This window comes from Xanthomonas sp. CPBF 426, assembly GCF_903989465.1.
Classification (GTDB): Bacteria; Pseudomonadota; Gammaproteobacteria; order Xanthomonadales; family Xanthomonadaceae; genus Xanthomonas; species Xanthomonas euroxanthea.
Map to the genome: position 1 here is coordinate 3,247,376 of NZ_LR861805.1, position 17,412 is coordinate 3,264,787.

General features: G+C 66.5%; 11 protein-coding genes. 5 read left to right on the top strand and 6 right to left on the bottom strand.

What is annotated here, in order from left to right:
- The first annotated feature begins 184 nt into the window (after positions 1-184).
- The 4 genes from H7A87_RS13935 (at position 185) to H7A87_RS13950 (ending at position 5,297) form a co-directional block, all read left to right on the top strand.
- Positions 185-1,570 (top strand): APC family permease, encoded by a 1,386-nt coding sequence (locus H7A87_RS13935; protein WP_119127791.1) that lies wholly within the window; start codon positions 185-187, stop codon positions 1,568-1,570.
- Between the two features lie 437 nt (positions 1,571-2,007).
- Positions 2,008-3,405 (top strand): trypsin-like peptidase domain-containing protein, encoded by a 1,398-nt coding sequence (locus H7A87_RS13940; RefSeq protein WP_119127790.1) that lies wholly within the window; start codon positions 2,008-2,010, stop codon positions 3,403-3,405.
- 244 nt (positions 3,406-3,649) lie between these two features.
- Positions 3,650-4,054 (top strand): hypothetical protein, encoded by a 405-nt coding sequence (locus H7A87_RS13945; protein ID WP_104583037.1) that lies wholly within the window; start codon positions 3,650-3,652, stop codon positions 4,052-4,054.
- 235 nt (positions 4,055-4,289) lie between these two features.
- The gene (locus H7A87_RS13950) at positions 4,290-5,297 is read left to right on the top strand and encodes an MBL fold metallo-hydrolase (protein WP_119127788.1); all 1,008 of its coding nucleotides are present in this window, start codon (positions 4,290-4,292) and stop codon (positions 5,295-5,297) included.
- A 169-nt stretch (positions 5,298-5,466) separates the two neighbouring features.
- Here H7A87_RS13950 and H7A87_RS13955 read toward each other — a convergent pair whose 3' ends face one another.
- The 6 genes from H7A87_RS13955 to soxR all read right to left on the bottom strand — a co-directional run bounded on the left by H7A87_RS13955 (position 5,467) and on the right by soxR (position 15,768).
- The gene (locus tag H7A87_RS13955) at positions 5,467-6,984 is read right to left on the bottom strand and encodes a tryptophan halogenase family protein (protein WP_119127787.1); all 1,518 of its coding nucleotides are present in this window, start codon (positions 6,982-6,984) and stop codon (positions 5,467-5,469) included.
- 184 nt (positions 6,985-7,168) lie between these two features.
- Positions 7,169-8,206, bottom strand: a complete 1,038-nt coding sequence (locus H7A87_RS13960; protein WP_119127786.1) for a cupin-like domain-containing protein — start codon at positions 8,204-8,206, stop codon at positions 7,169-7,171.
- 4 nt (positions 8,207-8,210) lie between these two features.
- Positions 8,211-8,972: a SapC family protein gene (locus H7A87_RS13965; RefSeq protein WP_119127784.1), complete on the bottom strand. Its 762-nt coding sequence runs from the start codon at positions 8,970-8,972 to the stop codon at positions 8,211-8,213.
- A 199-nt stretch (positions 8,973-9,171) separates the two neighbouring features.
- The gene (locus H7A87_RS13970) at positions 9,172-12,330 is read right to left on the bottom strand and encodes a TonB-dependent receptor (RefSeq protein WP_164739155.1); all 3,159 of its coding nucleotides are present in this window, start codon (positions 12,328-12,330) and stop codon (positions 9,172-9,174) included.
- A 788-nt stretch (positions 12,331-13,118) separates the two neighbouring features.
- Positions 13,119-15,110, bottom strand: coding sequence for a M1 family metallopeptidase (locus H7A87_RS13975; protein ID WP_180496710.1), 1,992 nt, complete (start codon positions 15,108-15,110; stop codon positions 13,119-13,121).
- A 211-nt stretch (positions 15,111-15,321) separates the two neighbouring features.
- A complete protein-coding gene (soxR, locus tag H7A87_RS13980; protein WP_104583137.1) occupies positions 15,322-15,768 on the bottom strand; it encodes a redox-sensitive transcriptional activator SoxR in 447 nt (148 codons plus the stop codon).
- Between the two features lie 99 nt (positions 15,769-15,867).
- On the opposite strand from soxR, the gene H7A87_RS13985 reads away from it, so the two are divergent.
- Positions 15,868-17,238 carry an MFS transporter gene (locus tag H7A87_RS13985; RefSeq protein ID WP_119127783.1) on the top strand — a complete coding sequence of 457 codons (1,371 nt, stop codon included), beginning with the start codon at positions 15,868-15,870 and terminating at the stop codon, positions 17,236-17,238.
- The last annotated feature ends 174 nt before the right edge of the window (positions 17,239-17,412 follow it).

The window sequence follows — 17,412 nt, forward strand, 5'->3', positions numbered from 1 at the left end:
TCGGTGTCGACGTATGCCGCTGGAGCGCATCCAGCATTGAAAACCTAGCATTTTTACCAATGGATGGGCTTGGCGGCCACATTATGGTCACAATGCCAGGCCGGCAGTTGCACTGCAGCATCGCCGTTCAGACGCTCTACCGCGTCTGCGTCGCGACCCGGCACTCCTTTCAGCGGACACGTGCATGACCGACACACCCCGCCGCGACGACGCGGCTGCGCTGGAACGCTTTGGCTACACCCAGGAACTCAAGCGGCAGCTCACGCTCAAGGACCTGCTGATCTACGGTCTGGTGTCCATGGTACCGACCGCGCCGTTTTCCATTTTCGGCGGCGTGTTCGACATCAGCGCCGGGATGGTGCCGCTGACCTACCTGGTCGGCTTCGTGGCGATGCTGTTCACCGCATTGAGCTACCAGCAGATGTCGCAGGCGTTTCCGGTGGCCGGCTCGGTGTATGCATATGTGGGCCGCGGCCTGAGCAGCGGCATGGGCTTTCTCGCCGGCTGGGCGATCCTGCTGGATTATCTGCTGGTGCCCACGCTGCTCTACGTGGTCGGCGCCAACGCCATGCACAACGTGCTGCCGGCGGTGCCGCAGCCGGCGTGGATCGCCTTCTTCGTGGTGCTCAACACGCTGGTCAACCTGCGCGGCATCGAAACCACCGCGCGTGCCAATCGCGTCTTCCTCTACGCGCAGCTGGTGGTACTGGTGGTGTTCGTGGTGCTGGCCAGCCTGGCGATCCAGCATGGCGTCAATGGTGCGCAGTGGAGCCTGCGCCCCTTCTACAACCCGCAGGCCTTTTCGCCGCAGCTGATCTTCAGCGCCTTGTCGGTGGCGGTGGTGTCGTTCCTGGGCTTCGATGCGATCTCCACGCTGTCGGAAGAGGCCCGTGGCGGCAACCGCGTGGTCGGCCGGGCAACCCTGCTGGCGCTGTTGCTGGTGGCCGGCCTGTTCGTGCTGCAGACCTGGCTGGCCGCGCTGCTGCAACCCACCCTGCAACGCTATCCCAGCGCGCAGGCCTCCAACGATGCCTTCTTCGAGATCGGGCGCCTGATCGCCGGGCCGTGGTTGCAGGTCGTCATTGCGCTCACGGTGGCAATCAGTGCGGCGATCGCCAATTCACTGGTGGCGCAGGCCGCCACCTCGCGGCTGCTGTTCGCCATGGCACGCGACCGCCAGCTGCCCGCCTTCCTGCGCTACATCCATCCACGCACCGGCGTACCGCAGCGCGCCATCCTGCTGGTGGCAGGCTTGAGCATGGTGCTGGGCGAAGTCTTCGTCGGACAGATCGCGCTGCTGTCCTCGCTGTGCAACGTCGGCGCACTGACCGCCTTCATCCTGTTGCACGTGGCGGTGCTGTGGCATTTTCGCGGACGGGGCCGCAGCCTGCTGTTGCATGTTGCGACGCCGTTGATCGGCATCCTCATCCTGGCCTACGTGCTGATCAATGCCGACCGGCATGCGCAACTTGGCGGTACCGCCTGGATGGTGATCGGCCTTGCGGTCCTGGCGTTCTTGAAGGCCAGCGGCCGCTCGACCGACTTCCGCGCCAGCGACGCGCTGGAATAACCTGCAGCGCCTTCGCCTACAGGCACTACCCGTGCCGACATCCGGGTAGCGCACGCCACCTTCAGGCCTGCGCGGAGAGGGCCGCAGGCCCTCCCGCATGCGGCCTGCCTGTATCGCCTGACGGCTCGATCCAGGCGTCGCTGCAGATGCAGTGCACGATCGCGTTGCTGCCTGTATGGCGGTGTACGTGGTGCAAACGATTAAGGCGCGCTTGCGCTGCAGCGCCTCGCGCGTGTGCAAGGCAAGATGGCTGCGCGTGCCCGCGTGGAGCTGCACGCAGAACGCAATTATCTTTTTGTGGACTGCCAATCTCTGAACGAGATTTTCAGCACATATTCAGCTTTAAACATTCGCTAGTCTCGTTCGGCGCCAACGATGGCGCCCGCAGGACGTGGCCCCCGCCGCAGCCTGCCGTTCCCTGACGAGAAGGACTACCCATGAATCGCAAGAATGCGTTGTACCTGGCGCTGTTTTCCGCCGTTTCCGGCTCCGCACTGGCAGCGCCGCCGACCGAAATGGACGCAGCGCCGGTGAACACCGCGCCGCAAGCGGCCAAACTTGGTGCGGCGACATTGCAGTCGGCAAGTCTGCGTGGCGGCATCCTGCCCACGCGTGTGGTGCAACTCACTGCGCCCACCGGTACCGAGATCAGTCGCGTGCGTGAGCGCCGCATCGCACAGGTCAAACATGGGCAGCCCTTGCAGATCGGTTTTTCGCGCACGGTCGCCAAGCCCCTGGTCAACCTGGCCACGCTTGACTGGCAGATGGCCAAGGATGGCTCGCGCGTGGCGACCCTGAAGGTCGGCTCCGCGCAGGCGGCCTCACTGCGTGCATCGCTGATCCTGCGTGGCGCCGGCGCCACCCCGGGTGATCCGTCCAAGGTGACGCTGCGCTTTGCCGGCGACGACGGCCGGGTGTTCGAACAATCCGGTGCCAGCTTCGCCGCCAGCGGCGATGCGATCGGCTGGTCGCCCACCGTCAGCGGCGAGAACCTGCTGGTGGAACTGTCGCTGCCGGCCGGCCAGTATCCGGAGAACTTCAGCCTGAGCATCCCGCAGCTGTCGCATCTGGACATCAGCCCCACCGCCAGCCCACGCGACATGATGACCATTGCCATCGGCGAGAGCGATTCCTGCCAGAACGATGTCGTCTGCCGCGCCAATCCCACCGCCGGTTTCACCAATGCCGCAAAGGCGGTGGCGCGCATGGTGTTCACCACCAGCCAGGGCTCGTTCCTGTGCACCGGCACGCTGCTCAACAACACCAACTCGCCCAAGCGCAACCTGTTCTGGACCGCGGCACATTGCATCAGCACGCAGACCGTCGCCAACACACTGCAGACGTACTGGTTCTACGATGCGGCCAGCTGCAACGGCAACACCGCCAGCGCGCAGGCCACCACCTTGACCGGCGGTGCGTTCCTGCGCCACGCCAACACCACGCGTGACACCGCGTTGCTGGAGCTGAAGACCGCACCGCCAAGCGGCGCGTTCTACGCGGCATGGAACAGCGCCGCGATCGGCGCAACCGGCACGGCGATCGTCGGCATCCACCACCCCTCCGGCGACGTCAAGAAGTACTCGCTGGGCACCGTCAATGGCTTGAGCACCAGCATCGACGGCAAGAGCCCGCTGTATCGGGTGGTGTGGAACGATGGCGTCACCGAGGGCGGCTCGTCCGGCTCGGGCCTGTTCACCGTCGCCAGCGGTGGCGCGTACCAGCTGCGCGGCGGCCTGTACGGCGGCTACTCGTACTGCACCGCGCAGACCGATCCGGATTACTACTCGCGCTTCTCGGACGTGTATTCCAGCATTTCCACCTACTTCGGCCAGTAAGCGGGTGATGCACGTGGCAGGCGGGGTCTCGCCTGCCACGTGCGACAACGCCTGGCCTGCGCCGAATGCGGTCGATTGTTTGGCCTGCCTGCTGGATCGATCCAGTTGCCCCGTTCTTTGTGCTTCGATGGTGCTGCGTCGCCCTGGGAACATTATCGAACACGCGCGTCGGGCCGCCTGCAGCACTTCATCTGCAGCGTGCGGATGATGCAGACTTGGCAGATCCTCCTTCACCTGGATCGGCATGCCCGTTCAACGCACTCCTCACCTCGTTGCCGCAGCTGCACTGCTGGCCTTGTCGCTACAGGTCACCGCCAACGCAGCCGGCGCACCAGCCAATCGCGACGACGTCAAGGCATACGCGCTTCAGCTGTGCCTGGACAACAACTACGAACGCAGCGGCAAGTACACTTCCGACCAGCTACGCGACCGCTCGTATCTGCTGACGACCTATGCGCTCGACAATGCCAAGGTCGGCGCCACCGAGCGGCTGCATCGCTTCGTGGCCGAGCAGACGGCGGACTTCCATCGCGCCGAGGTGCCGATGAAGGACGAAGCGCGCCGCGGGCCGTTCAACAGGATCTTTGCGCAATGCATGGCGTTCTATCGTTCGCCTGCGTTGAACGAGTTCATCGCGCACAAGCTCTGACGGCCATTGCGGCAAGCTCACCGTTCGAGCGCGGCGGATGGATCGGCGCGACCGATCCAGCGCAGCTCCCCCGCCCGCAGCGTACGGCGCGGCTGCCGCGCTCCGGTCTTCGGGCGCGCAGATATCCGTGCCGGGATTTGCGTGACGCAGTCGCAGGCCCGGCCACCTCGCGATCGTCTGACGCAGCGCCGCGCGCCGCCTGGCACATCCTCCCCATGCTTCGACAGGAGCCGTCATGTCCGCATCTTCTCCACGCACTTCCCGCCGCCAGCTGCTGCGCCTCGCGCTGGCCGCGGGCACGCTGGGCGTGGCGAGCCCGCTGGGTGCCGCACTCCGGCGCGAGCCGAGGGACGCCATTGCGGCAGCGGACCCGGCATCGCCAGCGCCCTTCCCGGCCAACGGCAGCGTGCTGGTCCTGCTCGGCACCAAGGGCGGCCCCACGCCCTCACCGCTGCGCGCCGCAGCCGCCAATGCGCTGGTCATCGACGGGCAGCCCTATCTGATCGACTGCGGCAACGGCGTTGCACAGCAGCTGGCCAGAGCCGGCATCCGCTTGCCCGCGCTGCGCGACATCTTTCTCACCCACCACCACTCCGACCACAACGCCGATCTGCTCAACGTGGTGTGGCTGGCATGGGCGAGCGGGCTGCAGACGCCGGTGCGGCTGTATGGGCCGCCCGGCATCGCCAGCATGGTGGATGCGTTTGTCGACATGAATGCCATCGACATCGATGCGCGCATCCGCGAAGAAGGCCGCCCGCCGTTCAGGCAGCTGATTCAGGTACACGAGTTCGACCAGCCCGGCATGGTGCTGCAGAACGACCAGGCCACCGTCACCGCCACGCTGGTGGATCATTACACCCTCAAGCCCGCATTCGCCTACCGCTTCGCCACGCGCGAGCGCACGGTGGTGTTTTCCGGCGATACGCGCTACCTGCCCGCACTGGCCGACTTCGCGAAGGACACCGACATCCTGGTGCATGAGGTGATGTACCTGCCCGCACTGGAAAGGATGCTCAAGACCAACGACAACGCGCCGACCTTGCTCGACCATCTGCTCAAGAGCCACTCCACCAGCGAGGACGTCGGCAGGATCGCAGCGGCAGCCAATGCGAAGATGCTCGTGCTCAATCACTTCGTGCCCGGCGGCGACCCGACGATCACCGATGCCATGTGGAGCGCGGGCGCGCGCAAGCACTATGCCGGGCCGATTGTGGTCGGCAGGGATTTGATGCAGTTGTAGGCGAGCAGCTGGGCACCGTGGTGATGGACTGGCCGCGCGCTGTTGCCAGCGTGGCCCACCTGCGGCTGACGGCACTCCCTCGCGGCGTGATCAGCGATGCGAGATCGAAAACGTCGTGCGGGCAGCATATGAACCACCAAGCGGCACTGCATCGCGGTTGGTCGCCTGCCTACGCCACGCCCGGGCTGCGCAAGCCCCACACGCGTTCCCCGGCCTTGCAATACGCGTCGATGAATGCCTGCTGCGGGGGCATCTGGTCCACCGCGTGCCGGATCGGCTGGGCAATGCCGTCGAGCAGGCGACGCAGATCGTGATCGGACATCGCGCGCGCCAGCGGGTGATGCTGCGCGGGCACGATGCCCTGCCCCATCAAGACGTGGGTCCAGGAGTCCACGCGGAACAGTTCATCGGCCGCTTGCCAGGCATGTGCGCGTTCGCGCCAGGCGCGCAGGCGCAGCGCGAGCGATGCGGGAAGCTCCATCGCGCGGCACTGGCGCCACAGCGGCTCGTCGCGCTGGGTGGCGTGGTAGTGCAGGATGATGAAGTCGCGCACGTGCTCCATCTCGGCGCGGCTGATGTCGTTGAACAGCTCCACCTGCGAGGGCGCGATGCCGTCTGCCGGGAACAGGGTGATCAGCCGCACCACCGCGGCGATGGTGAGATGGATGCTGGTGGATTCCAGCGGTTCGATGAAGCCGCTGGCCAGGCCCAGCGACACCACGTTCCGGTTCCAGGCCTTGCGCCGGCGTCCGGTGCGGAACGGCACCAGCCAGGGATCCTTCAGTGCAGGCGCGGCCACATCGCGCAGCAGCCTGGCATGCGCTTCGTCGTCGGACAGGTGCTTGCTGGAAAACACCAGGCCGTTTCCCACACGATGCTGCAATGGAATCTGCCAACGCCATCCGGCCTCGTGCGCGATGGCGCGGGTGTACGGCACCGGCGGGCCAAGCGCCTGGGTCTGCACCGCCACGGCGCGATCGCAGGGCAACCAGTGGCTCCAGTCTTCGTAGCCGGTGTGCAGCGCCTGTTCGATCAGCAGGCCGCGAAAGCCGCTGCAATCGATGAACAGGTCGCCCTCGAGCACCTGCCCGTCTTCCAGCACCAGGCTGGCCACATCGCCACTGTCCGGTTGCAGCGTCACCTGCTGGATCCTGCCCTCCATGCGCCTGACACCGCAGGCCTCGCTGCGCGTGCGCAGGAACCTGGCATACAGCGCGGCATCCAGGTGATAGGCGTAATTGACCGCGGGCTCGCGCAGCAGTGCGAACCGGTCCACGCGCGAGGCCACGGTTTCCAGGCAGTAATCGCCAAAGCTGCCCGGCATGCCGCGGCGCTGGCTTTCCAGCCATAGATGATGGAAGGCGCACACCAGCGTGCTCTGCCCGGTGATGCCGAACGGATGGATGTAGCGCTCGCCCTGGCGGCGCCAATGCTCGAAGGAGATCGACAGCTTGAAGGTGCCGGCCACCGCGCGCAGGAATTCCTGCTCGTCGATCTGCAGGAAGCGATGGAAGCTGCGGATCGGCGGCACCGTGGATTCGCCCACGCCCACGGTGCCGATCTGCTCGGACTCGACCAGGGTGATCTCCAGCAGGTCGCGGAACTGATGCGACAGCGCGCAGGCGGCGATCCAGCCGGCGGTGCCGCCACCGGCAATGACGACCTTGCGAATCGGGGCCTGGCTCACTGCGCGCTCCTTTGGGGTGGATGTCGGTTGGCCGGCACAGCATCGTGCTCGAACGTGTGGGTGACGCAGAAGCCACGCAGTGACCGCTCGCCTGGGTGGCCCATGCGGATGCCGCACACCGGTTGCGCCGGACGGCGCAGCTGCGCAGTGGCCCGGCCAGTCGCCTGGACGCCGATCGCGCACATCAGCGGTTGAGCCTGCCGATCAACATCGCACGCAGCTGTCGCGCGAGGATCGGGTCGATCGGGCCCAACGCATGCCGCGCCTGCTCGGGCAGGTGTTCGCCCGCGCGCTCGGCCGGCCCGAACACGTAGTAGTCGAACAGGGCGCGCCACGCCGCTTTCTCCGCTGCCGGGCGGTCGCGGATGGACCACAGCGCGTGATACAGCGCCGGCATCGGCGCCGGCAGGTGCGCAGGCACGCTGTTCCACCAGTAGTTGACCAGCACGTTGAATGGCTGCAGCGAGTGCACGTGATGCCACCACATGCCGGGAATGAACAGGGCATCGCCCGGCTCCAGCACGGTGGTGCGTGCCTGCGCCAGCGCCTGGGCAAAGCGTGGATACCGCAGCAGATCCGGGTTGGCGATATCCACCATGCTGACGACCTGCCCGCCCGGCGTGGGATCCAGCGGGCCTGGATACAGGTTGGCCACCTGCGCGGGCGGAAACAGCGTGAAGCGACGTTGCCCCACCGCGCAGCACGCCAGGTTGTTGGGGACATCGTAATGGCAGGAGGCGATGACGCGATTGCCGATCCAGATGCTCGGCTGCACCGCGATGCCGCTGGCGACCACATCCAGATCATTGCCCGCGCGCAAGCCCGGCAGGTTGTCGTCGATCGGCAACGACGCCAGGTAGTAGGTGGGCGGCTGCGGGTCATCGCGATGCGTGACGATCGCCTCCAGCAAGCTGCTCAGGCTGCCACGTTGCACATCGAAATTCAGCGCGCTGCAATCGTCGCTGTAGAACGGGCGGCTGGCGATCTCCGGGCCGCCATGGGAATACTGCAAGGCGCGCCCGCCATCGTGCGCGCGCAGCAGCGCCATCGCCTCGTCGGCGCTGCGCAGCCCGGCCTGCACCAGCGACCAGTCGCGTGCGATGCCACGCAGCACCACCGGCTCGGCCGCCTCGCACAGCGCAGCAAGCGGCAGCGCGCCGGGATGGCAATCGCGGCGCTCGGCGATGGGCGCGATGGAGGAAATGGCTGCGCCGGTCGTCATGCGCTCAGGCGAATGCGGCGGTCGCAGATGCAGCGTGCACCTGCTGCAGGCGGCGCTGCTTTTCGGCCATCAGCCGGCGCACGTTGTGCAGCGAGGCCAGCATCAGGAACGCAGCTTCCAGATGGCCGGCCCGGTGCAATTGCTGCAGCGACGACGCATCGAGTGCGGCAAGCCGCTCGCGGTCGATGACGAACAGGCCTTCCAGCGTGGTGGCGTGGGTGGCATCCAGCGTGACATCCAGCTGCACCGGCTGGATCAGCCCCAAGGTGTCGAAGGCGGCCGCCATCGCCTGGCCGGCATCCACACCGTCGCGGATGCCGCGCAGCACATCGATGACATGCTCCAGATACGGGCTGTGGCCGCCCTGCGGCAGAAACACCGCCTCGCCTTCGTGGCGGCTGACGCGTGGATGCTCCAGATCGACATGGATCACCGGCTCCTGTGCCAACACGCCATCAATGCGCTGCTCCTGGAAGCCGATCAAAAATGGCCCCTTGGCCACGATGCCCGGCAGATAGCTCGCTGCCCAGCGCCCCTCCTGCAGGAACAGGTTCTCGTCCTGCGCAAAGCCCAGCAGCGCGACCGACTGGTAGCCGCCGGCGGCAGCATCCTTGCGAAAGAACAACGGATACTCGCGCTGCAGCTCGGCGTACTCGGTGACAAAGGCCGGCACCAGGCCGAGCGCGTCGCCGAACTCGGCACCAAAGCGCAGGATGACGCGCAGATCGTGATGCGCCACGTTGTTGAGCACTGCGTACCGCGTCATCTGAAACTCCCACGGTGCTCCGCGATGGAGCACCGCATTACGAGGAATGCGTCGATCGCGCCGCCCGGTGCCGCGCCTGCCGTGGCGAGCATTGCCAAAAAGCGACAGGCCGGCAAGCGGCACAGCAGCATGGGAGCCAGCCCTGCCGCAAGCCGCGTCGCTGCGCCCACTGGGAGGAGAGCTGAGCGCAGCCGGCCTGTCAGAACGCGTAACGCACACCCAGCGTGTAGCGCGGCTGCTGGTCGATCAGGCGGATGATCTGCTTGTCCGAGCGCCCATGCCAACGCACGTCTTCGCCGGTCAGGTTGATCGCCTCAAAGCCCACGGAAAGCTGCTTGCTGAAGCTGTAGCTGACGCTGAGATCCCACTGCTGGTAGGCCTCGACGTAGTACGGATTGCGGTTGGCATTGTCCTGGTTGGCGGCGATCAGGTATTCGTCGCGCCAGTTCCAGGCCAGACGCGCGCTCCAGCCGTATTTTTCGTACATCAGCATCACATTGGCGGTGTCGCTCAGGCCGAGCAGCGCGAACTGGTCGCGATCGATGACGGTATTGTCGAAGCCCACATCGCCTTCGACAATGGTGTAGTTGGCATAGATGCCGAAGCCGGTGGTGTCGAAGAAGTACTGCCCGCCCAGTTCCCAGCCGTGGATATTGGCCTTGTTCTGGTTGACCGGGCGCGACACATCGAACTGATACAACGGGTCGGAGGCATTGCCGACGATGTCGTAGGCGTTCTCCAGTGCCAGGCTCTGCGCGGAGCTGCCGTTGTAGGCGGCCAGCCCGCCGGTGGCCGCGGCGTTGCGCAGCAAGGCCATCGCCGCAAACAGCGAGGTGTCGTTGGCCGAGCACGCGGCGGCGACGTCGTTGCCCGAGGCACCCACTTGCGCTGCGCAGGCGCCGCTCTGCAGGAACGCCAGCGCTGACTGTGCATCCGGGCCGGAGGTGGGATCGCTCAGCCCGTACAAGGATTCGCGCGAGACCGTATTGCCGATGAAGTTGCTGACGCGCTTGTTCCAGAACGTGGCCGACACGTAGCTGGCATCGGCGAAGTACCACTCCAGCGCCAGGTCGAGGTTGTCCGATTCCAGCGGATCCAGCTGCGGATTCTGCGCGCTGCCGCCGGCCCGGTTGGAGGGATTGATCAGGATCGAGCCATTGGGCGTATTCGGCGTCGGGCCGGCGATCAGGTTGTTGTAGGGCGCCCGTGCGATGGTCTGGCCGAACGAGGCGCGCCCCTTCAGCTGATCGGAGATGTCGATGCTGAAGTCGAGATTGGGCAGGATGTAGTTGTAGCTGGTCTTTTCGCTGAAGGGCTGCTGCTCGGTGGAACGCAACAGCTGGAAGTCGTTGTTGGCCTGCCACAGCAACGCCGTGGGCGTGGCCACCTGCGAGGTGGATTCCACATCGGTACGCTCGTAGCGCAGGCCCAGCCGGGTATTGGTGGTCATGCCGGAGATGTCGCCCTTCAGTTCCAGCTGCACGTAGGCGGCGCGGGTCTTCTCTTCCACCTGATTATCGGCGCTGTACTGCGGGTTGTAGCGGGTCGTGGCGCCGTACTGGCTGCCCCCCCACAGCGCCAGCTGATCGGCATCGCCGCGCCATGCATTGGGCGCGGCACCGTTGGCGTTGAAGTCCTTGAACATGCCGGTGATGCTCACCGGCCGCAGCAGCGCCTGCATGCCGGGCTCGTTGCCGGCGTTGGCCACGCCCCAGTCGCCCAGCGTGGAGTTGGTGTCGCTGGTAAGCCGGTTCATGGTGGTATTGGCGGTACTCACGCCGAACTGGAAGCGCCCGTCCTCGAAGTCGAAGGTGCCGTCCATGCGGCCTTCCTTGATCTCGGTGACCTGCGATTGATAGAAGATGCGCAGGACCTGCGAGCCGAGTTCGGCGGGGGTGAAGTCCGGGTTGAGCACGCCGTTGGTGCCGGCCAGCGAATCGGCCGCGGTGGGGTACCAGGTGCGCGCGCCGATCGGCAGCCCGCCATTGAAACGCAGCTCCTGCCCCCACTGGCCGCCGCAGGACGGGCCGTTGCTGCAGTTGTTGGTGCCGGCGAAACTGAAATACGTGGCGCTGCCGCCGGTGACCGGGTCGTTGGGCAGGCTCTTGGTCTTGGAGTTGTGCGCATCGAAGGACAGCTGGAAGCGGTCGTTCACCTGCCAATCGGCATTGAAGCCGAGCGAGCCGAGCGTGTACTTCTGCTCGTTGCGCTGCTGCTCCATGCCGAAGTCCTTGGCACCGTTGGGCACATCGCGCAGGTACACCGGGGTGGCCACCGCCTGGCCGGTATCGAAGGTCAGATCGGTGAAGCTGTTGGCGCGCTGCAGCCAGATGCCCTGCTCGCCGCGCTCTTCGCGGATCTCGTTGGACGAATAGGTGTAGTCCAGGGTCAGGGTCAGGCTGTCGCTGGGCGCGAACTGCATCACCGCCTGGCCGTTGGTGCGCTCGCGCTGGAAGTCGGCGAAGGCATAGCGCAGGTCGTTGGGCATGCCGTACAACTGGCCGATCGCCGGGGCGTTGGTCACCACCGCATCCGGACGCAAGGCCGGATCGGTGCCGGTCCAGCGCTGGATGTTCCAGGTGTTTTCGGTGGCCTGCACCGAGCCGCCGTGGCGCTTCTGGTAACTGCCGCTCAAGCCGATACCGAAGGTCTTGTCGGGATTGGTGTAGCTGAAGATGCCGGAGACTTCGGGGGTGAGCGAATCGCCGAACGGCTGCGAACGATCCGACACCATCTTGGCGCCGGCGTTGGCCACCACGCCGGAATGGTTGAACGGCTTGTCGGTCTGGATGTTGATGGTGGCGCCGATCCCCCCGCTGGGTGCGGTGGCGCGGCTGGTCTTGTAGACCTCGATCCCGGTGATGGCCTCGGAGGCGAGCTGGGCGAAATTGAACGCACGCGTGCCCACATCCACGCCCCCGATCGGGGTCTGGCCAGGCGCGCCGAATGCATCGGCACCGGGAATCAGGCGGCCGTTGAGGGTGACCGTATTGAACTGCGGGCCAAAGCCGCGTGCGGTGACCTGCGCGCCTTCGCCGTCGCGGCGCTCGATCGAGATGCCGGTGATGCGCTGCAGCGACTCGGCCAGATTGGTGTCGGGAAATTTGCCGATGTCTTCGGCGCTGATTGCATCCACCACGCCGGCAGCGTCGCGCTTGATGCCCATCGACTGGTCCAGGCTGCTGCGGATGCCGGTCACATTGACCGCATCAAGCGTGGTGGCGGTTTGTGCGCTGGACTGCGGCGGCGACACCTGCTGTGCAGGAGCCTCCTGCGCGAAGGCCGGATTGATCACCAGGATGCCACCGACAAAGGTGAACATGGCCTTCGACTTCACATTGCTCAACGTACGACGCATCGATCTATCCTCGGGTCTGGTCCAACACCCACGGCCGTGGTCGCGGAATGCGACGCGGCGCTTGCCTGGCCACGCACCTTGGACGGCACACGACCTGTCTGCCTGCAGCACTTCATCCGATCCGCCGCCTCCAACGCCGGCAGATCCCCCTTGATGCCAGCCGTGCGTGCCACGTTCCTGACGAACGCGGCCTGCGCCTCGACCTGTACAGCACCTGCGACTGCCTTCCCAATCGGTACGCCTGCGCCCCGCGTGCCATCGAGCGCCCCTGCGCGCAACCCCGTGCCAGCACGCGATGCAGGACTGATAGCGCTAACACGCGGCGCAGCCTAGTCACGCGTGCCGGGGCTTGTCACCGTGCGTTGCAGCAAACACACAAGGCCACACGCAGGCACGAAACACCGCGCGCGCTTGAGTCCGCAGCCCGGATGCAGACGCAGCGTGGCTGTAAGCGTTACCAGAGGGCGACCGCAAAAATTGCGCCGCAATGGCCTTGCCGCATCTCATTGCCGCGCAGCGCGGACACGGCATGGAACCGTTGCGCAAAGCGTCGCGGTGATCGCAACGCGGCAGTCTTCAGTGGCGATGCGCTCGGCGACGCGTGCACCTGGCAGTTGGCGCCGATGCGCGTGCATCGCGGCGCGTCTGCGCATGACATCGGGCCGCACGCCGCCACGAAAAAAGGCGCAATCGCTGCAATCGATTGCGCCGTTGGTGGCGGTGAGACGGTGTGCCGCAAGCCTGCAACAGCTGCGCCATTGCAGCGCCGATGCATGCATCGGCAGCCGCTAGCCGATCGTGTTTACCTGGTTGTCGCCACGCTGGGCATCGGGCAATACATGGTCCGGATCCAGCGTCACATGCAGCACTTTCTGCGTGGTCGGCAGCGTCAGCTTGGGCGCGGTGGTCTGCAGCCAGGTTTCCACCGGCACGCGACGGTCCAGATGGCTGCCGTCGGCCAGATCCACCCGCACGGTGACCGGCATCACCAGTTTCTGGCTGCTGCGCAGCGTGAGTTGCAGGCCCTTGGCAGGATCGTGATCGATGTAATGGGCCTCGCTGATGCCCATATCCAGCTGCCAGTTGTTGAGATACCAACCGCGCCACCACCAGGCCAGATTTTCGCCACTCTCGCTTTCCATCAGCCGGAAGAAATCCGATGGCGTGGGGTGCTTGTAGGCCCAGGTTGCGATGTATTTGCGAAATGCCGGATCGAAGCGTTCCGGCCCGAGGATCTGCTCGCGCAACAGCACCAGCCCCAATGCGCCCTTGAAATAGGTCAGTGGATGGCGGTAGGTCTCGCTGGTGGAATCGGCATTGTCCATCAACGTCGGCGCGCGGGTATCGGCCAGCAACGGCAGGATTTCATCGACCGGGTTGCCGCCCTTGGGCGCATATTCCGAGTCGCGCTTGGGTGCGTACTCGCCCTTGTTGAAGGCATCGGACGCATAGACATCGATGAAGGTATTGAAGCCTTCGTCCATGAACGCATGCCGGCGCTCATTGGAGCCGACGATCATCGGGAACCAGGTGTGGCCGATCTCGTGCGCGGTGATCCAGAACAGCTCCTTGCCGCCATCTTCGAAGCCGTCGAAGACGATGCCGGGATACTCCATGCCCGCGCCGTAGCCTCCCAGGTTGATCGCGGCCGGCCACGGATACGGGTACCACTGCGAGAAATGTTCGATCGCGCCTTTGACGTATTCGGTGGAGCGGTTCCACTTGTCCGCGCCCACGCCTTCCAGCGGGTACACCGACATCGCCAGCGACTGCTTGCCGCCCGGCAACTTGATGCGTGCGGCATCCCATACAAACGCAGGCGAGGCGGCAAACGCCACATCGCGGGTGTTGTCCATATGGAAGCGCCAGGTGCGCGTGCTGCTCCCCGCCGGCCTGGCAGCGCGCGCGCCCACTTCCTCGGGCGTGCGGATCAGCACCGTGCGATCGCTGCCACGCGCCTGTTGCAGGCGTTGTTGTTCGGTGCGGCTGAGCACCTCGGCCGGATTGGTCAGTGCGCCGGAGCCGGCCACCAGGAAGCCCTCCGGCACGGTCACCGCATAGTCGAAGTCGCCGTACTCCAGATAGAACTCCGAGCCCAGGTACGGCTGCGTGTCCCAGCCGCGCAGATCGTCGTAGACGGCCATGCGCGGATACCACTGCGCAATCTCGTAGATCTCGCCCTGCTTGCTGGCACTGACCGCGGTACGCCCGCCCCAGGTGCCCGGGATCGTGTAGCGGTAGCGGATATGCACGGTCAGCGCCTTGCCCTGCCCCGCCAACGGCTGCGGCAGGTCCACCCGCATGCGGGTGTCGTCGACGACGAAGTGCGCAGGCTGGCGACGCCCGCCGTCGTCGATCTCGACACTGGCGATCTGCATGCCGTCGGTGAACTGGGTCCGGCGCGACGGCCGGCTGGCGGCAGCACGCGCATCGGCGCGGTAGATGTTCTGGTCCAGCTGCAGCCACAGCACGTCCAGCGTGTCCGGGCTGCGGTTGGTGTAGTGGATCGCCGCCTCGCCCGTGAGCGTGTGCGTTGCCGGGTCGATGCTGGCGTCGAGGCTGTAGTCGGCGCGGTTCTGCCAGAACAACGGCCCGGGCACGCCGCTGCCGCTGCGGTAGGCGTTGGGTGCGTCGGGCAGTTGCAGCGGTGCGAACAGGGCCAGCGGATCGAACGTGCTCGCCGGCGCGGTGGCGTTGGTTGCAGGCGCGGCCTGCGCGTAGGCGGTGATGCACGCCAGCGACAGCGCAACGGCGAGCGATCGGCGCAAGGTGGGGAACATGCGTAAGGTCCTGCGGCGGAGGGAACCCCCATCCTACGGTCGCCTTCGCCCCTCACGGCACTGCCATTGGTCCCGGTTGCGGCTGTAACCCGGGACGGCGACAGGCGCGCCCGGGGCATGCAAGCGGCGCAGCAGCTGCGGCCCGCGCATGGCCTGCAGATGCCGATCGCGCCCGCGCTGCCGTCAGGCAGCGCAGCCGGCGCGCTCCTCCTCAGTCGGCAGCAAGCCGCGACAATCGCAAGGCACCATCCCCACCTTCGGCCAGCGTGTCGCCCGGATTGCTCAACCGGCAGCGGCGCAGCGACAGACAGCCGCAGCCAATGCAGTCGGTGAGCTGGTCGCGCAAGGCCTGCAGCTCGGCGATGCGCGCATCCAGCTGCCCACGCCAACGCGCCGACATGCGTGCCCATTCCGCGCGGGTGGGCGTGCGCTGGTCCGGCAGCACCGAGAACGCGTCCAGCACCTGCTGCAACGGCACGCCGAGCCGTTGCGCGACGCGGATCACGGCGATGCGTCGCAGCACATCGCGCGCATAGCGGCGCTGGTTTCCTGCCGTGCGCAGGCTTTGGATCAGGCCTTTGCGCTCGTAAAAATGCAATGCCGACACCGCCACGCCACTACGCCTGGCCACCTCACCCACCGACAACTCACGCTGCATTGCCTTGACCTCAACCTTGGTTGAGGCAGGATGCTGCGCGGCCACGAGCGGTGCAAGCACCGTGCTCATGGTTCTACACACTGCCGTCCTGGATGTTCGATGACTACCGATACCGCCCTATCCGCCGCCTCGCCTGGCGACACCCGCCCCACCTCCATCCTGGCCGCTCCGTATCGCGCGGCAACGCTGGGCATGGTGGCGCTGGTGTCGCTCAACGCCTTCGAATCGCTGGCGGTGGCCGCCGCCATGCCCACCGTTGCGCGCGCATTGAACGGCTTGCCACTGTACGCGCTGGCATTTGGCGGCACCTTGGCGACCAGTGTGGTCGGCATGACGGCTGCCGGGCGCTGGAGCGACCGTCGCGGCCCGGGCGGCGCACTGGCTTACGGCCTGCTGTGTTTTGTGATCGGCCTGCTGGTGGCAGGGCTGGCACCGAGCATGCCCGTGCTGATTGCCGGGCGCCTGCTGCAGGGCCTGGGCGCCGGCGCGTATTCGGTGGCGCTGTACGTGATCGTCGGGCGCCTGTATCCGGACGCCTTGCGGCCGCGCGTGTTCGCCGCGTTTTCGGCCGGCTGGGTGGTGCCCTCGTTGATCGGGCCGGGCATCAGCGGGTTGATCGTGCAGCACGTGGGCTGGCGCTGGGTGTTCCTGTCGGTGCCGCTGCTGGCGATCCCGGCCGGGTTGATGCTGTGGCCGGCGATCCGCGGGCGCAGCTGGTCTAGCGACACCACCGGCGCATCGCATTCTGAGTTGCGCTGGGCGATCGGTGCGGCCCTGGGTGTGCTCGGCGTGTATCTGGGCGGGCAGCTGCACGGCCCGGTCGCGTTGCTGGCGATGCTGCCGGCACTGCTGCTCAGCGTGTGCTGCGCCTGGCGGCTGTTGCCGACCGGCACGCTGCGGATTGCGCGTGGCCTGCCCAGCGTGATCGCGCTGCGCGGTATCGCAGCGGCGGCCTTCTTCGGGTTCGAGGCGTTCCTGCCGTTGCTGCTGTCGCGCGAACGTGGCCTGTCGCCGCTGCTGGCCGGCGTGGCGCTGAGCGTCGGTGCGCTGGGCTGGTTCAGTGGCTCCTGGTACCAGGGCCATAGCCGCGCCGGCTGGTCGCGCCCACGCCTGCTCAAGACCGGTGCGTGCTTCATGTCGCTGGGCATCGTGATCAGCGCAGGTGCGGTGTGGCCGGTCATCCCGGTGCCGGTGGCGATTGCCGGCTGGGCGCTGACCGGCCTGGGCATGGGCCTGCTGTATCCGAGCCTGTCGGTGTTGACGTTGTCGCTGTCGCCGCCGGCGCAGCAAGGCGCCAACAGTTCGGCGCTGCAGTTGAGCGAGGCGATCGCGGTGGCCGGCATGCTGGCGCTGGCCGGCGCGCTGTTTGCCGCGCTGCTGGCCTCCGCGACCTCGGCCGCGTACCTGAGCGTGTTCGCCCTGGCGTGGCTGCTCGCCGTGGCGGGCTTTTTCGTGGCGCGGCGGGTGTGATGGCTGCGCGGTGTGCGCAAGCTGTCGCCGCAGGCGCGCACTGGTCGCAAGCGCAGGCGCATCGCGGTCGGTCGCTGCGTATCGCGCGCCTTGCCTGCACCGCACGTGCGCCCTGCACGATTCGCATGCTCAGCACCGCGCGTTGGCAGGGCGCACTGCAGGCCAGCGCATCGC

Coding starts and splice junctions, on each gene's coding strand:
- H7A87_RS13970 (WP_164739155.1), bottom strand. CDS start 12,330: ATGCGTCGTACGTTGAGCAATGTGAAGTCGAAGGCCATGTTCACCTTT.
- H7A87_RS13975 (WP_180496710.1), bottom strand. CDS start 15,110: ATGTTCCCCACCTTGCGCCGATCGCTCGCCGTTGCGCTGTCGCTGGCG.
- H7A87_RS13950 (WP_119127788.1), top strand. CDS start 4,290: ATGTCCGCATCTTCTCCACGCACTTCCCGCCGCCAGCTGCTGCGCCTC.
- H7A87_RS13985 (WP_119127783.1), top strand. CDS start 15,868: ATGACTACCGATACCGCCCTATCCGCCGCCTCGCCTGGCGACACCCGC.
- soxR (WP_104583137.1), bottom strand. CDS start 15,768: ATGCAGCGTGAGTTGTCGGTGGGTGAGGTGGCCAGGCGTAGTGGCGTG.
- H7A87_RS13945 (WP_104583037.1), top strand. CDS start 3,650: ATGCCCGTTCAACGCACTCCTCACCTCGTTGCCGCAGCTGCACTGCTG.
- H7A87_RS13960 (WP_119127786.1), bottom strand. CDS start 8,206: ATGACGACCGGCGCAGCCATTTCCTCCATCGCGCCCATCGCCGAGCGC.
- H7A87_RS13935 (WP_119127791.1), top strand. CDS start 185: ATGACCGACACACCCCGCCGCGACGACGCGGCTGCGCTGGAACGCTTT.
- H7A87_RS13965 (WP_119127784.1), bottom strand. CDS start 8,972: ATGACGCGGTACGCAGTGCTCAACAACGTGGCGCATCACGATCTGCGC.
- H7A87_RS13940 (WP_119127790.1), top strand. CDS start 2,008: ATGAATCGCAAGAATGCGTTGTACCTGGCGCTGTTTTCCGCCGTTTCC.